The organism is Phyllobacterium sp. A18/5-2 (assembly GCF_025452215.1).
GTDB classification, from domain to species: Bacteria; Pseudomonadota; Alphaproteobacteria; order Rhizobiales; family Rhizobiaceae; genus Phyllobacterium; species Phyllobacterium sophorae.
Genome location: NZ_CP104966.1, coordinates 1,453,509 through 1,467,571 on the forward strand (window position 1 = coordinate 1,453,509; position 14,063 = coordinate 1,467,571).

At 57.2% G+C, this 14,063-nt stretch carries 8 protein-coding genes and 5 pseudogenes; 3 read left to right on the forward strand and 10 right to left on the reverse strand.

Annotated elements, in window-relative coordinates; all coding sequences use genetic code 11:
* Positions 1-6: 6 nt before the first annotated feature.
* Both N8E89_RS07240 and mepA read right to left on the reverse strand, forming a co-directional pair.
* Entirely contained in the window at positions 7-435 is a 429-nt protein-coding gene (locus N8E89_RS07240; protein WP_262261589.1) for a methylglyoxal synthase, read from the reverse strand.
* Between the two features lie 156 nt (positions 436-591).
* Positions 592-1,614: a penicillin-insensitive murein endopeptidase gene (gene mepA, locus N8E89_RS07245; RefSeq protein WP_106662262.1), complete on the reverse strand. Its 1,023-nt coding sequence runs from the start codon at positions 1,612-1,614 to the stop codon at positions 592-594.
* Positions 1,615-1,740: 126 nt separating this feature from the next.
* On the opposite strand from mepA, the pseudogene N8E89_RS07250 reads away from it, so the two are divergent.
* Positions 1,741-2,782 (forward strand): annotated as a pseudogene (locus N8E89_RS07250) (zinc-dependent alcohol dehydrogenase family protein).
* Between the two features lie 35 nt (positions 2,783-2,817).
* On the opposite strand, the gene N8E89_RS07255 reads toward N8E89_RS07250, so the two are convergent.
* The 4 genes and pseudogenes from N8E89_RS07255 to N8E89_RS07270 form a co-directional block, all read right to left on the reverse strand.
* A complete protein-coding gene (locus N8E89_RS07255; RefSeq protein ID WP_262261590.1) occupies positions 2,818-4,125 on the reverse strand; it encodes an SIR2 family NAD-dependent protein deacylase in 1,308 nt (435 codons plus the stop codon).
* A gap of 85 nt (positions 4,126-4,210) precedes the next feature.
* Positions 4,211-5,080, reverse strand: coding sequence for an SDR family oxidoreductase (locus N8E89_RS07260; RefSeq protein WP_106662265.1), 870 nt, complete (start codon positions 5,078-5,080; stop codon positions 4,211-4,213).
* The gene (gene queG / locus N8E89_RS07265; RefSeq protein WP_262261592.1) at positions 5,077-6,249 is read right to left on the reverse strand and encodes a tRNA epoxyqueuosine(34) reductase QueG; all 1,173 of its coding nucleotides are present in this window, start codon (positions 6,247-6,249) and stop codon (positions 5,077-5,079) included. The genes N8E89_RS07260 and queG overlap by 4 nt, the downstream gene beginning before the upstream one ends.
* A gap of 47 nt (positions 6,250-6,296) precedes the next feature.
* Positions 6,297-6,990, reverse strand: a pseudogene (locus N8E89_RS07270) (glutathione S-transferase family protein).
* Positions 6,991-7,149: 159 nt separating this feature from the next.
* Here N8E89_RS07270 and N8E89_RS07275 point away from each other — a divergent pair.
* Positions 7,150-7,957: pseudogene (locus tag N8E89_RS07275) on the forward strand (undecaprenyl-diphosphate phosphatase).
* Positions 7,958-8,100: 143 nt separating this feature from the next.
* Here the strand turns inward: N8E89_RS07275 and N8E89_RS07280 are convergent.
* Positions 8,101-9,069: a complex I NDUFA9 subunit family protein gene (locus N8E89_RS07280; protein ID WP_106662269.1), complete on the reverse strand. Its 969-nt coding sequence runs from the start codon at positions 9,067-9,069 to the stop codon at positions 8,101-8,103.
* 127 nt (positions 9,070-9,196) lie between these two features.
* Positions 9,197-10,214 (reverse strand): annotated as a pseudogene (locus N8E89_RS07285) (LacI family DNA-binding transcriptional regulator).
* A 568-nt stretch (positions 10,215-10,782) separates the two neighbouring features.
* Here N8E89_RS07285 and N8E89_RS07290 point away from each other — a divergent pair.
* On the forward strand, positions 10,783-11,370 hold the full coding sequence (locus N8E89_RS07290; RefSeq protein WP_106662270.1) for a hypothetical protein: 588 nt from the start codon (positions 10,783-10,785) through the stop codon (positions 11,368-11,370).
* A gap of 99 nt (positions 11,371-11,469) precedes the next feature.
* Here N8E89_RS07290 and rpsA read toward each other — a convergent pair.
* Together rpsA and cmk are read right to left on the reverse strand one after the other, a co-directional pair.
* Positions 11,470-13,171 (reverse strand): annotated as a pseudogene (gene rpsA, locus N8E89_RS07295) (30S ribosomal protein S1).
* 137 nt (positions 13,172-13,308) lie between these two features.
* On the reverse strand, positions 13,309-13,938 hold the full coding sequence (cmk, locus tag N8E89_RS07300) for a (d)CMP kinase (RefSeq protein WP_262261860.1): 630 nt from the start codon (positions 13,936-13,938) through the stop codon (positions 13,309-13,311).
* Between the last annotated feature and the right edge of the window lie 125 nt (positions 13,939-14,063).

Sequence of the window (14,063 nt, forward strand, 5' to 3'; positions counted from 1 at the left end):
CGCGTCCTAGCGGGCGCGCGGTGCAATAAGTGTACCTTCGACTGCGTCATCGCGCAGCAAACCTCGCTTTTGCACCAGAACCTCGGCGGTCGCGCGATTCAGTGCCATCGGAATCTCGTAGACGCTTGCGAGCCGCGTCAGCGCCTTGACGTCCACATCATGCGGCATGGGCGACAGCGGGTCGACAAAGAAAATCAGCCCGTCGATCCTGCCTTCGGCAATCAGTGCACCAATCTGCTGGTCGCCGCCGAGCGGGCCGCTCTTGACGCGGGCGATCTTCAGCGAAGGACATGCCGCCTGGATAAGTCCGCCAGTCGTGCCAGTCGCGACGATCTCGCAGGGTGCCAGCAGGCTTTCATAATTGCGTGCAAATGCCACCATGTCGTCTTTTTTCTGGTCATGGGCGATCAACGCGAGGCGAAATGGCTGTGTCATAAAAACTCTGTTTCGGGGTTCGTCCCTAAATCGATTGAATTCCTATACTCAATTCATGACGGCATGAAAAGGCCGCAGGCAAAAAAGAGCCTGGCCGGCATCCTTTGAAACAAACCGGATAGAATTGCACCATGATTTCTTGCAACCGGGGTATAGCTACGGCTTCTGCCCGGGGATCGGAACATCCTCGGGAACATCGTCGTCTTCCGGAGCATAGGCCGCTGCCGGAACGCCGCTGGCGGCGGCTGGCTGTGCGACCTTCGTACCAGCGCCATACGTCACCTCATCGACCGATTTCGGTCCCGGTGCATTCAGAATCTGCGCACAGAGCTTCGGCAGATCGGAAAGCATCATGACCTTGGGCTTCACCGGCTTGGCGGGTTCCGGAGCCTTTTTCCACGGCTCGTCGGTAAACCACCAGGCCAGGGATTTGCCGCAACCGTCGCCGGTTCCAACAGATTCCTGCGGCTTGCAATTGGGCGAACCCGGCTGGCATTTGATCCGCACGTGGAAATGGTAAAAATGGCCCCAATAGGGACGAATTTTCGCCATCCAGCTGCGGTCGCCCTGGACGCTGTCGCACAATTTCTTCTTGATGCCGGGATGGACGAAGATGCGTTCCACCTCGGGGTAGCTGGCTGCGCGCTTCAACAGCGCCGTGCGTGCCGGCGACCATTTGTCGGGGTCGACATAGAGCGTATCGCCCTTGAGCATGGATGTGGCAGAAACATTCTCGCGTTCCTCATCGGTAAAGCGGCGTTTCGGCATGGGAGTCAGCCATATATCCGCATCGAGCCCTACCTGGTGCGAGGCGTGGCCCGTGAGCATCGGACCACCGCGCGGCTGCGAAATGTCGCCGACAAGCAAGCCGGGCCAGCCATCCTTGGTGGCTGCGTCCCGCGCCAGTCTTTCCAGAAGCGCGATCATGCGCGGGTGGCCCCAACGGCGGTTGCGCGAAAGCCGCATCACTTGCCATGCGGGTCCATCGACGGGGAGGGCAACGCCGCCCGCAAGGCAGCCTTTGGAATAAAACCCGGATGACTGCGGTGCGCTGACCGTCGGCAATGTCTGGGCGCCGAACAATTGCTTGGCCGGCCCATTTTCGGCAATGGCGTCAACGGCGCTCGTGAACGCAATGAGTGCGCCGAGCGCGACACGCAAAAGGATTTTCGCTTTCATGATCGCTGTCCCACAAGTGATCGCGGCAATTTGCAGCGCTGATCCGGGCTTTATGATGGCCAGATCCGCGGGAAAGTCGCAATATATGAAGAGATCGCATTGTTCTGATTCTAGGGGACCACGGCCATGAAAGCAGTTATCTTCGAGCAATTCGGCCAACCGCCGCACGTTGCGGCCGTAGCCGATCCGACGCCCGCCGCGACCGGCGTGGTCATCAAGGTCGAGGCGACGGGGCTTTGCCGCAGCGACTGGCATGGCTGGATGGGGCATGATCCGGATATTATCCTGCCGCATGTTCCGGGCCATGAGCTGGCCGGAACCATCCTCGCCATCGGCAGGCAGGTCACGCAGTGGAAGATCGGCCAGCGCGTCACCGTGCCCTTCGTCGGCGGCTGCGGTAATTGTTTCGAGTGCAATTCCGGCAATCATCAAGTTTGCGAACATCAGTTCCAGCCGGGCTTCACCGCGTGGGGTTCCTTCGCGGAATATGTCGCGGTCGATTTCGCCGACACCAATCTCGTCGCCCTGCCGGATCTCGCTGGATTTCGCCACGGCGGCAAGCCTTGGCTGCCGCTTCGTTACCTCGTTCCGGGCCATCGTCGATCAGGCGAAGGTCAAGCCCGGCGAATGGGTGGCGGTGCATGGCTGCGGCGGTGTCGGCCTGTCAGCGATCATGATCGCCACGGCGATGGGTGCCAATGTCATCGCCATCGACCTGACGCAGGAGAAGCTCGCCTTCGCCCGCGAACTTGGCGCGGTGGCGACAGTCAATGGCGGCCAGACCAGGGACATTGTCGGCGCGGTCCGGGAGATCACCAAAGGCGGCGCGCATGTCTCGATCGATGCGCTTGGCCATCCTTCGACCTGCTTCAATTCGATCGCCAACTTGCGCCGGCGCGGCCGCCATGTGCAGGTGGGGCTGATGCTGGGCGATCACGCCCACGCGCCTGTCCCGATGGACAAGGTTATCGCGCATGAGCTGGAGATCTATGGCAGCCACGGCATGCAGGCGTTCCGCTACAAGGCGCTGATGGACATGCTGGAAACCGGCAAGCTCAAGCCGCAACAGCTGGTCGGCAAGCAGATCTCGCTGGATGACGCACCTGCGGCTCTGATGGCGATGGACCGGTTCGAAGGGACGGGGATCAATGTGATTACGCGGTTTTAGGGGCGCGATTCTTACCTTGCAATCTCAAGCGAATACTAATTTCGCGCAACCAATTCGAGCGCGTCTGGATCGGTCGTCTTGGCTTGTATGTGCTTTCGAATAATATGCTTATTCGAAGTTAAAATTGACGACCATCCGCTGCTCCACGCTCTATATGCATGCCACGAATATCCAAGATGCAGCTTTTTGCTCATCGTGGTCATCGATCGTAAAACAGCGTCCAAGAACACGCCCTCGATTGATGTTCCGCCGAGATCAAGGATGCTGCTCAAGTGTACAAGCCATCGAGCCAAGTGTTCATATTGATCCCACGCCCCTTTCGCGTACGTGAACTCGATCTTCTTCCCAAGCACGGTTCCCAAGATGTCCACGACTCCTGCATCAGTTATGCTTTTGCCAATCGCATTCACTGACGAAATAATTTCGAAGAACGAGTAATCTATTCTCAGATAGTCGTCGTCATAGAAGTTCGGATTTTTAAGCGCTGCTTTTATATTCTCATTTGATGGATCAAGCATTTTTTTTACTATTTCATCCATACTCTGAAGCTTTTGGAAAAAGTGTTCCACTTCTATTCCATCCAAAACTCTTATGCTGTAGCAACTATGGAAAAATTCCTTGATGACAGGATCCACAGGGAACTTTGACAAAAAGAAAATGTTCGTACTTATAAAATTCTGTTTGGAAAACTCACTATAATCATTGATTATACGTTTGAGATTCAAATCACCAAGAGAATACCCGATAATAACGATGGTATTTTCATGAAGTATGGTGCTAAGTTTTCTTGAGAAATACGATTCTTTGTCCAAAAAGCGAAAGTAATCATCGGAGGTGACCACCATATGCTGCGGTGATTCGATTGAACCATGAACGTGATAAATTTTCGCGTGTGCTTGGGAACGCGGAATTGGAAAGCCGGGCGCGATGGAGTGACATTTTTCTGTGCCAATCAATTCCTCGGTAAGATTATCGTAGTTTGTCGTAATGAATTTAATATAATAGGTATGCAGGAATTTTTTAGTATGTTCGTTATTCCCAGATAATTTGATATCTTTTATATAGTTGGCGATTTCATCATGTATATTTCGACCGTTGTTGGCGAGCTCCAAACCGATTACCTGCGCCGATTCGTCCAACGCAAGAAGATTGACTCCTGAGGCCGGAAAGAGAGTGTTTTTGAGTTTCTTTTTATCGTCGGGGAGGGAATCGCAGACTTTTTCCAGCAGCTCCTTCCAACTGGGTGCGTTGTTTTCTGTAATGGCTTTTGAAAAACCAGTGCCAGTGAAGAGACATAGGCGATTAGATGCTGCAGCATATGCAATTTCAAAATAGACACTCATTCACGAAACTCCAAAGACTATAATCTTGGAGTATCAATGCACTAAGAAAGTGAAAACTATAACAATTGCGGCGAGGCAAACTCTGTTATCTCCAACTCCCATCGCGCCACATGGTTGCAAAAGCCGTTCCGTAGTCCGGGTAGCGGAACGAAAAGCCAAGCGCCTTGATGCGTTTGTTGGAAACGCGCTTGTTCTCGCCATAGAAGGAGCGCGCCATCGGTGTGAGCGGCGCCGTGTCAAAATCGGATTCCTCCGGGGGTTCCATCCCCATCAACTCCGCAGCATAGGCGACGACATCCTGCGGCGGCGCGGGCTCATCGTCGGTAATGTTGAAAATACCGGCTTCGTTGCGGGTTGAAAGAAAGTGCAACGCGCCCGCAATATCATCGACATGGATACGGTTGAAGACTTGCCCGGCCTTGTTCAGCCGGCGGGCCGTGCCATTGGAGAGATTGACGAAGGCGTTGCGGCCCGGCCCATAGATGCCCGCGAGCCTGAGGATGGCGAGGGGAACGTCACGCTCATTCGCCAGTTTCTGCCAGCCCTGTTCTGCCTCGACGCGCTCTACCGAGCGAGCCGATACCGGATGGCATGGAGTCGTCTCATCCACCCAGGCGCCTGCATGATTGCCATAGACGCCGACGGTAGACAGGTAACCGATCCATTGCAGTTTCGGCATGGCGTGGCGGATGGTCTCGCCGAATTGCGCCAGCACCGGATCGCCGGACTGTCCGGGCGAGGTCGAGATGACCAGGTGGGTGACGCGGGCAAGTTCGTCGACGATCTCCTGCGAGGCATGCGTCCCATGGAAAAGGAACGGCGTGATTCCATCCTTCTTGAGGGCAGGAAACTTGGCGCTGTCGCGCGTCGTCCCGCCGATGAAGTCTGCTTGACCGGCGATGAGTTTGGCAAAGGCGCGTGCCGAATAGCCGGCACCGAAGAGAAAAACGTTCATGAATGATTCTTCACAGCAATGCGCCATTCGGTCAAGACATCAGCGTCACTCTCCTGTGCGGCATGGCGCATCTGCAGGGCCGAGAACCGGTCTTGGTCCATTAATTCGCTCAGCGCCCAAACGGCAGCGCCGCGTACCAGCGGCGAAGGATCGGAGAGATGCGGCTCCACGGCTTCGACAAGGCCTGGCTCACCGGAATTGCCGCAGGCGATCAGCACATTGCGCATGAAGCGGTCGCGGCCGATGCGCTTGATCGGGGAACCCGAAAAGAGCGCGCGGAATGCGGCGTCGTCAAGGATCAGCAGTGATGCGAGGGATGGCGATCGAAGATCGTCGCGCGCCTGCAGTTTAGCCTCCCGCGCTGTTTCGGCAAACTTGTTCCACGGGCAGACGGCAAGGCAATCATCGCAGCCATAGATGCGATTGCCCATGGCCTTGCGGAATTCATGGGCGATCGGCTCCTTGTGCTCGATGGTCAGGTACGAGATGCAGCGCCGCGCATCGAGTTGATAGGGTGCAGGGAAGGCGCTGGTCGGGCAGATGTCGAGACAGGCGCGGCACGAGCCGCAGTGGTCCACCTCCGGGCTGTCGGCAGGCATTTCGGCCGTGGTGAAAATCGTGCCCAGAAACAGCCACGAGCCATGACTGCGGCTGACGAGATTGGTGTGCTTGCCCTGCCAGCCAAGCCCTGCGGCTTCCGCCAGCGGCTTCTCCATGACCGGCGCCGTATCGACGAAGACTTTCAGATCTTCGCCCGCGGCACGGGCGGCGAAGCGGCTGGCAACGCCCTTCAGCTTGCCCTTGATGATGTCGTGATAGTCGCGGTTCTGCGCATAGACCGAAATTGCCGCCTTGTCTTTTTGCGCAAGGATATCCAGGGGATCGCTATCGGGTCCGTAGTTCATGGCGAGCACGATGATCGAGCGCACCTGTGGCCACAGTGCTTGCGGATTGGCGCGGCGCTGCTCCGTCTCCTGCATCCATTGCATGCTGGCGTGGCGCCCGAGCGCCAGATATTTGCGCAGCCGTGCTTCGGCCAGCGGAATGGCATCTGGCCTGGTGATCGCGACCAGATCGAAACCCGCAGCCCGCGATTCCTCAAGGATGAACTGCTTCAGCCGTTGTTGTTGGGACTGCTTGATGGACTGAGTTTTCGATTGTCCAGTCATCTGCATGAGCCTTATGCGTGGCGAGCCTGCCGAACCACGCACCCAAATCAAAAATCCAGATCGCCGTAATGCGATGATGGCGGCAGGCCGCGCACCCGGTCCGAGAGCAGCGGGCGGAACGAGGGGCGCGACTTCATCCGCGTGTACCAGTCGCGTGCGGCTTTATATTCGGCCCATTTGATCTCGCCGAGATAATCGAGGATCGAAATCGAAGCGGCCGCCGCCATGTCGGCATAACTCGGCGTTGGCCCGGCCAGCCAGTTGCGCGTTGCCGTCAACCAGTCGATATATTTCATGTGCTGGGTGATATTGGCCCGCGCGGCGCGGATGGCGGTGGAATCCGGCGCACCGCCGCCCTGTTCGGCAGTCATGTGCAACTTGAAGATGCGCTCGCGCGCCATATGCCGCGTCACTTCGTTTTCGAATTTGGCGAGAAACCAGTCGATCAGGCGGCGCACTTCGGCGCGGCTGAGCGAGATCTTCCGGGAAGAGCCGGCGGCTGCGTTTCAGCGCGCCGCGTGTCTCGTCGATATATTCGGCAATCACCGTCGAACCCGAGATCGGCACATCGCCCTCGGCCAGAAGCACCGGGAGTGTTCCGGCAGGGTTGAGCGCCAGAAACTCCTTGCGCCGCGCCCAGCTGTTCTCCTCGATAAGCTCCACCTCGATATCGTATTCATTGAGGATGAGCCGCGCATAGCGCGAACCGGTGGACATGGGGTGGTGGAAGAGCGTCAACATGGCAGGTGTATCTAATTCTTTCAAACTGGCATTTTCCAGGGCGTCAGCGTATTGCTCGATAGCCTTTGAGTCTGCGCCAAACCTATAGGCGCAACCGCGGCATGAGACAAGAACCACACGTCATTGCCCGGTCCGGCATCACCATCGCGAGCTATAATCATGGAAATACAGACGATTGTCGAAGCCCTTTTTCTCGGATTGCTGGAAGGGTTAACAGAGTTTATACCGGTCTCGTCTACCGGCCATCTGCTGCTCGCCGGGCATTTTCTCGGTTTTGAATCCAACGGCAAAACCTTCGAGGTTCTGATCCAGCTCGGTGCGATCCTTGCCATCCTCACGGTGTATTTCGGCCGTCTCCTCAAGATTGCCCGCGACTTGCCGAATGACCCGAAGACACGCCGTTTCGTCATCGGAGTGCTCGTCGCTTTCCTGCCGGCCGTGGTCATTGGCGTACTCGCCCACAATGTGATCAAGACCGTACTGTTCAGAATCGCCCGTGCTGATCTGCGTGATGCTGATCATTGGCGGGCTGATCCTGCTCTGGGTCGACCGGCTGGAGCTGAAGCCGCGCTATACCAGCGTCATGGACTACCCGCTGTCGTTGTGCCTGAAGATCGGCCTGATCCAGTGTTTTGCCATGATACCCGGCACATCGCGCTCGGGCGCGACGATTGTCGGCGCGCTTTTGCTCGGTACGGACAAGCGTTCGGCCGCTGAGTTCTCGTTCTTCCTGGCGATGCCGACCATGGCCGGCGCCTTTGGCTATGACCTGATCAAGAATCGCCACATCCTGACCCTCAACGACGCGTCGCTGATTGTCGTCGGCTTCATCGCTGCCTTCATTGCCGGTGTTTTTGTCGTGCGCTATCTGCTCGACTACGTTTCGCGCCACGGCTTCGGCCTCTTCGCCTGGTGGCGGCTGGTGGTGGGGACGCTGGGGCTGATCGCGCTGATACTGATGCGGTGATGATCATCACGCCACGACGGCCTGCAAATCGCGCTTTTCTGCACTTCCGGTGCTCATGAACCCAAAAGTTCACGGCGCCGCGTTCTCGAAACCACTATTTTTGGCGCGTCCCAAGCTGAATCTCAACGCACCGTGGTCGAGACTCAAACAGGCGTCTGGCTGGAATATTGCCCGTGAACGCGGAAGCGCCAGAGATAGGATGGCAGGATCGTTTCGATCGTCTGCGGATGGATACCGAGACCCTCAAGTGTCCGATTTTCTGATTTGGCCGCTTCGGAAACCACATTGTCGCGCTGCAGGAGAATGACCTGATCCTTGGTCAGAAGCGGCTTTGGCAGGTAGCTGAGTATCGTACCCTGGATTCTGGCGACCCAGAACGGGATTGGCATGAACAGGCGCTTGCGGCCGATAACACGCAGCATAGCTTCGAGGCATTGTTTGAAAGTCAGCACTTCGCCGCCGCCGAGCTCATAAATCTGGCCGCTTTTCAACGTACCGTCGACGGACCGCGCAAACACTTCGGCAACGTCGCCGACATAGACCGGCTGAAATTTGGTCGTGCCGCCGCCAATCAGCGGCAGAAACGGCGAAACGCGTGCCATTCCGGCGAATTTGTTGAAGAAATTGTCTTCCGGGCCGAAAACGATCGACGGCCGGATAATGACGGCATCGGGCAGGATGCTGCGCACAGCGGCCTCGGCGCGGCCCTTGGTGCTGGCATAGGCCGAACGGGAATGGGGATCAGCGCCGAGGGCCGACATGTGGGTTAAAGGCACACCGGCTGCGCGGGCTGCTTCGGCGACGGCGCGCGCACCGAAATCATGCACGGTGCCGAATTTCTGTTTGCCGCTCTCGAACAGCAGTCCAACGAGGTTGATGACGTGGTCGGAACCGGCGACAGCGCGATCCACCGAGTCGCGATAGCGAAGGTTTGCCTGAACGGCCTGGATCTGGCCGACACCGCCCAGCGGCTGCAGATGGAAGGCGAGATCCGGACGGCGCACGGCAACGCGAACGCGGTAACCGCGCTTGGTCAGCGCACGAACCACATGACGACCAATAAAACCGGAGCCTCCGAAAACGGTGACGAGTTTTGGCTTTGTGATTGTCATCGAGCTCTCCTGTGGCATCCATCCGGCATCCGCATGTTCCCATGCTGTTTAATGCCTTTTGCTGCTGGCGCAAAGGGTTGTCAAAGCCCAAATTTCGCGGCGCGTTGCCGCGCTGCCCGCCATCCGGTCAGGCAGACATGCGCAGCTTGATTTCGGCGTTCAGGAGAATGCGCGAATTCGCCGGCAGTTCGGTTTTCGAGATCCTGGTTTTCGCCAAGTTTGTCGAACAGCAGCTCGATCGCCAGCCGCCCGATCTCGTTGTAGTTTTGTGCGACAGTCGTTAGCGGAGGGCACATGTAGCGTGACAGCGGCTGGTCATCATGGCCTGCAATCCGGATATCGCAACCCTCTCCCCTGCCGACCTTCAGCCCGGCCTGGTAAACGGCCGATAAAACGCCATAGGCGAGGCGGTCATTGGCGCAGAGCACGGTCCTGGTGGGGAAGCCGCCTTCCCGCAGTATCTGCACGGTTGCGTCGAAGGCGAATTTCTCGAATTCCCAGTTGGCATGAGCTTCGGGGACCAGGAAGCGCGGCTCCAGGTTGAGGTCCTCCATGGCCTCGTTATAGGCTTCGCGGCGCTCGAGCGCGTTGCTGTTGACCGGTGTCATGCCAAAATAGCAGGGTTCGTCGCCGGACCGGGTCAGATAATCGATAATGAGCTTGAAACTTTGCCGGTTGTTGGTGCCGACGAATGGCGATGTCGCATCAAGCGGTGAATCGACATAGATGACCGGGATCGCCTCACCAAGCTTGGCGAGTTTTTCATGTAACGATTGTACGCCGAGCGGCGCGATGATGGCGCCGGCGATGTTCATGGACTTGAACGTCTCGAGCGCGCGTTCCTCAAGCTCGGGCTTGCCATCGGAACTGAGCACAAAAGCCAGATACCCGGCCTGTTCGGCAATGCCTTCAATGCGCCGTGTCAGTGCCATGTAGAACGGGTCGGTGGAATTCGGAACGATCAGCCCCAGAATATTGCTGCGGCGGCGATTGAGGTTGACGGCAAAGATATTCGGGCGGAAGCCAGACTGTTTGACGGCCGCCTCGATGATCTCACGCGTCGTCTTGCGCACCGAATTGGGATCGTTGAAATACTTCGATACTGTCGGGCGGGACAGTCCGACAAATACGGAGAAATCCTCCATTGTCTTGATCGGCTTTTTCACCGTTGCATTCCCTTTACGATCGATTTGCAGTTTTCAGATAACGCCGTGCGACCCCGAATATGCGGGCAAAACAAACTGTCATCATTGCTGAAAAATGTGACGGCGCAATACATCTCCTGATTGACATGTGTCGCCCCCTCTTGGTTGAAAATTTGCAGAGTCCCTCACATGCGTCAAGATTTCAGTTCGTCTGGACAAACTCTGTAAGTCATTGGTCGTGGACGCGATTTATCCTGCGGAAATACCGTACGTCCTATTGATTAGCAAAATTGACACGATAGTTCCGGGCCGCCCCATCCGGTCCCGCCAGAATCAACGGGCCGTCAATTCTACCCGTTAAGCCATTTCTACGTATTTTGACACAATTTTACACACGTAAACGTGTGCTGGCTTGTGAGGCGCCGATGGATAAACATCGGCCTCGCCACACTCCGCGTGGATTGTTCCGCCATCCGGGAAACAGAACTGCTATCCAAACAAGAATGGCTCAAATAGCATGACCGCGTCCTGATTGCCGCCGCCCGGCAACAACGATGAGGAGTGCGCAATGGAAGGCGGTATTCCAAACCCCGAAGTTTTCACCCATGTCCGGGTGATCATCGGTATTATTCTGGGCCTGAGCGTTTCGCGCCTGCTCACCGGCATCGCCCGAATAATCCAGCATCCCCAGCGTAAGAATATCTATGCGGTGCATCTTGGCTGGGTGTTGTTCACGTTTCTCACGGTCGTGCATTTCTGGTGGTTCGAATTCTATCTTCACGAGCTGGTTCTGTGGAAATTCGAGGTCTATCTCTTCGTCATTTTCTTCGCCAGTCTGCACTTTCTCGCCTGCGGAATGCTGTTTCCGGACAGTATGGAAGGCTATTCCGGTTATGAAGACTATTTCATGTCGCGAAGAGCCTGGTTCTTCGGGATCATCATAACGATCTTCGTCATTGATTTCCTCGACACGGCAATGAAGGGCATGGAGCATTTCCGCTCTCTGGGGGCGGAGTATCCCTCGCGCAACCTGTTCCTGATCGCACTTTGCGGGTTGGGCATCTATGTTCGCCGGCCAAGGACACAGCTTGTGCTCGTTGCCCTCGCGCTGGTCACACAGATTGCATTCATACTGATCCAGTTCGACACGATCTGAGCGACCCTCGATAGCTGCTGTAAATCGTCAAAGTCCCTAAAGAAAAAAACCCGCCGGTTTGCACCGGCGGGTTTCAGGTATTCGAAGGCCGGAAAGAACTTAGTTCTTTTCCTGCTTCTTCAGAGCGGCACCCAGGATGTCGCCGAGCGAAGCGCCGCTGTCGGTCGAACCGTACTGGGCAACAGCTTCCTTCTCTTCGGCGATTTCCAGCGCCTTGATCGAGACCTGCAGCTTGCGGGTCTTCTTGTCGAAGGCGATGACGCGGGCGTCCACCTTCTGACCGACCGTGAAGCGCTCCGGACGCTGTTCGTCGCGATCGCGTGACAGGTCAGCACGGCGGATGAAGGTGTCGAGGTCGTGATCGACCAGACGCACTTCGAGGCCGCCATCGGTGATTGCCGTGACTTCAACGGTCACAACGGCGTTCTTGCGCAGTTCACCCGAAGTTGCGGCTTCACCGACCTTGTCGCCGGTCAGCTGCTTGATGCCGAGCGAGATGCGTTCCTTCTCGACGTCAACATCGAGAACCTGCGCCTTCACGACGTCACCCTTGTTGTACTCTTCGATGACCTGTTCGCCTGGACGGTTCCAGTCGAGGTCGGAGAGGTGAACCATGCCGTCCACATCGCCATCGAGACCAATGAACAGGCCGAATTCGGTCTTGTTCTTGACTTCGCCTTCGACGATCGTGCCGACAGGGAACTTGTCTGCGAAGGTCGTCCATGGGTTGTCGAGCGTCTGCTTGAGTCCGAGGGAGATACGGCGCTTGACCGGATCCACTTCGAGAACAACGACTTCGACTTCCTGCGTGGTCGAGAGCAGCTTGCCGGGATGCACGTTCTTCTTTGTCCAGGACATTTCGGAAACGTGGATCAGGCCTTCGATGCCTGGCTCGATCTCGACGAATGCACCATAGTCGGTGATGTTCGTGACGGTACCGCTGATCTTTTTGCCGATCGGGTACTTCGCACCGATACCATCCCACGGATCGCTTTCGAGCTGCTTCATGCCGAGCGAAATACGATGTGTTTCCTGGTTGATGCGGATGATCTGAACCTTGACCGTCTGGCCAATGGACAGGATTTCCGACGGATGGTTGACGCGGCGCCATGCCATGTCGGTCACGTGCAGAAGACCATCGATGCCGCCGAGATCAACGAACGCACCGTAATCGGTGATGTTCTTGACGACGCCTTCAACGACCTGACCCTCTTCGAGGTTCTGGACGATTTCAGAGCGCTGTTCAGCACGGCTCTCTTCAAGAACGGTACGGCGCGAGACAACGATGTTGCCGCGGCGGCTTGTCCATCTTGAGGATTTCGAAAGGCTGCGGGTTGTGCATCAGCGGGGTTACGTCGCGGATCGGACGGATGTCGACCTGCGAACGCGGCAGGAAGGCTACGGCGCCGTCGAGATCGACGGTGAAGCCACCCTTGACCTGATTGAAGATGACACCATCGACGCGTTCGCCGCGGTTGAACTTCTCTTCAAGGCGGACCCAGCTCTCTTCGCGGCGCGCTTTTTCACGCGACAGAACGGCTTCGCCGAGGGCGTTTTCGATGCGCTCGACATAGACTTCAACGAGATCGCCCGGCTTGAGCGAACCGTCCTTGGCTTTCGCGCCGAATTCCTTCAGCGGAACGCGGCCTTCAACCTTGAGGCCGGCGTCGATGATCGCCATGTCTTTTTCGATGGCGACGATACGGCCCTTTACGACATAACCTTCAGCAAGGTCATTGGTGGCGAAGGACTCGGCGAGAAGAGCTTCAAAATCTTCGCGCGTTGGATTGGCTTGAGACATACATACTCCTGGCGTGTCCGGATAGGGCATCGGACACAGCACCGGTGGTTCGTGTTTCGGATCATCTGCATGCCAACCCGCCCTTTGAAGGGCAATCCGGTGCATGGGCTGGCGGCAAATGTTTATTGCTTGCTAGTCTAATGCGTGTCCTTGGCCAATGCCTGGTCAATCAGGGTTTTGGCATTAAGAAACGCGGTCTCTATATCCATTTCCGTCGTATCTAGCAAGTGCGCGTCGGCGGCGGGCTTCAGGGGCGAGTCCGTGCGGCCCATGTCGCGGGCGTCGCGACGGGTCAGATCCTGCAGGATCTCTTCATAATTGGCGCCGCCGCCATTGGACTTGATCTCTTCGTAGCGCCGCCTGGCGCGGGCCTCGGGCGAGGCAGTGATATAGAGCTTCACCGGCGCATCGGGACAGACCACCGTTCCGATGTCGCGGCCATCGAGTACGGCGCCGGGCGGGCGCGTGGCAAATCCCTGCTGCGCGGCGACCAGTGCGCGGCGCACCGCCGGCATGACTGCAACCCTCGAAGCCGCCTCACCGACATCATGGGCGGAAAGCACCGTCCGGTCGAGTTTGGACAGGTCGACGGACCGCGCCGCCTTCTCGGCGAGAAATTCATCGTCGAGCGGCATGTTCTGGTCCATCAGCGCCTTGGCGACAGCGCGGTAGGTCAGCCCGGTATCAAGATGATGATAACCGTAGGCTTCTGCAATGCGGCGGGCGAGTGTGCCCTTGCCGGAGGCCGCAGGACCATCGATCGCGATGGTAAAGTGGGTCTGCGGCGTCGGTTGATCCTTCTCGTCCCGGTCGAAGAGCCACTGTCCGAGCGCGAACAGAAGATAGGCAGCGGCCAGGACCAATGTGATGACCGGCGTGATGCCAATGCTGA

Coding starts and splice junctions, on each gene's coding strand:
- N8E89_RS07240 (WP_262261589.1), bottom strand. CDS start 435: ATGACACAGCCATTTCGCCTCGCGTTGATCGCCCATGACCAGAAAAAA.
- mepA (WP_106662262.1), bottom strand. CDS start 1,614: ATGAAAGCGAAAATCCTTTTGCGTGTCGCGCTCGGCGCACTCATTGCG.
- N8E89_RS07255 (WP_262261590.1), bottom strand. CDS start 4,125: ATGAGTGTCTATTTTGAAATTGCATATGCTGCAGCATCTAATCGCCTA.
- N8E89_RS07260 (WP_106662265.1), bottom strand. CDS start 5,080: ATGAACGTTTTTCTCTTCGGTGCCGGCTATTCGGCACGCGCCTTTGCC.
- queG (WP_262261592.1), bottom strand. CDS start 6,249: ATGACTGGACAATCGAAAACTCAGTCCATCAAGCAGTCCCAACAACAA.
- N8E89_RS07280 (WP_106662269.1), bottom strand. CDS start 9,069: ATGACAATCACAAAGCCAAAACTCGTCACCGTTTTCGGAGGCTCCGGT.
- N8E89_RS07290 (WP_106662270.1), top strand. CDS start 10,783: ATGGAAGGCGGTATTCCAAACCCCGAAGTTTTCACCCATGTCCGGGTG.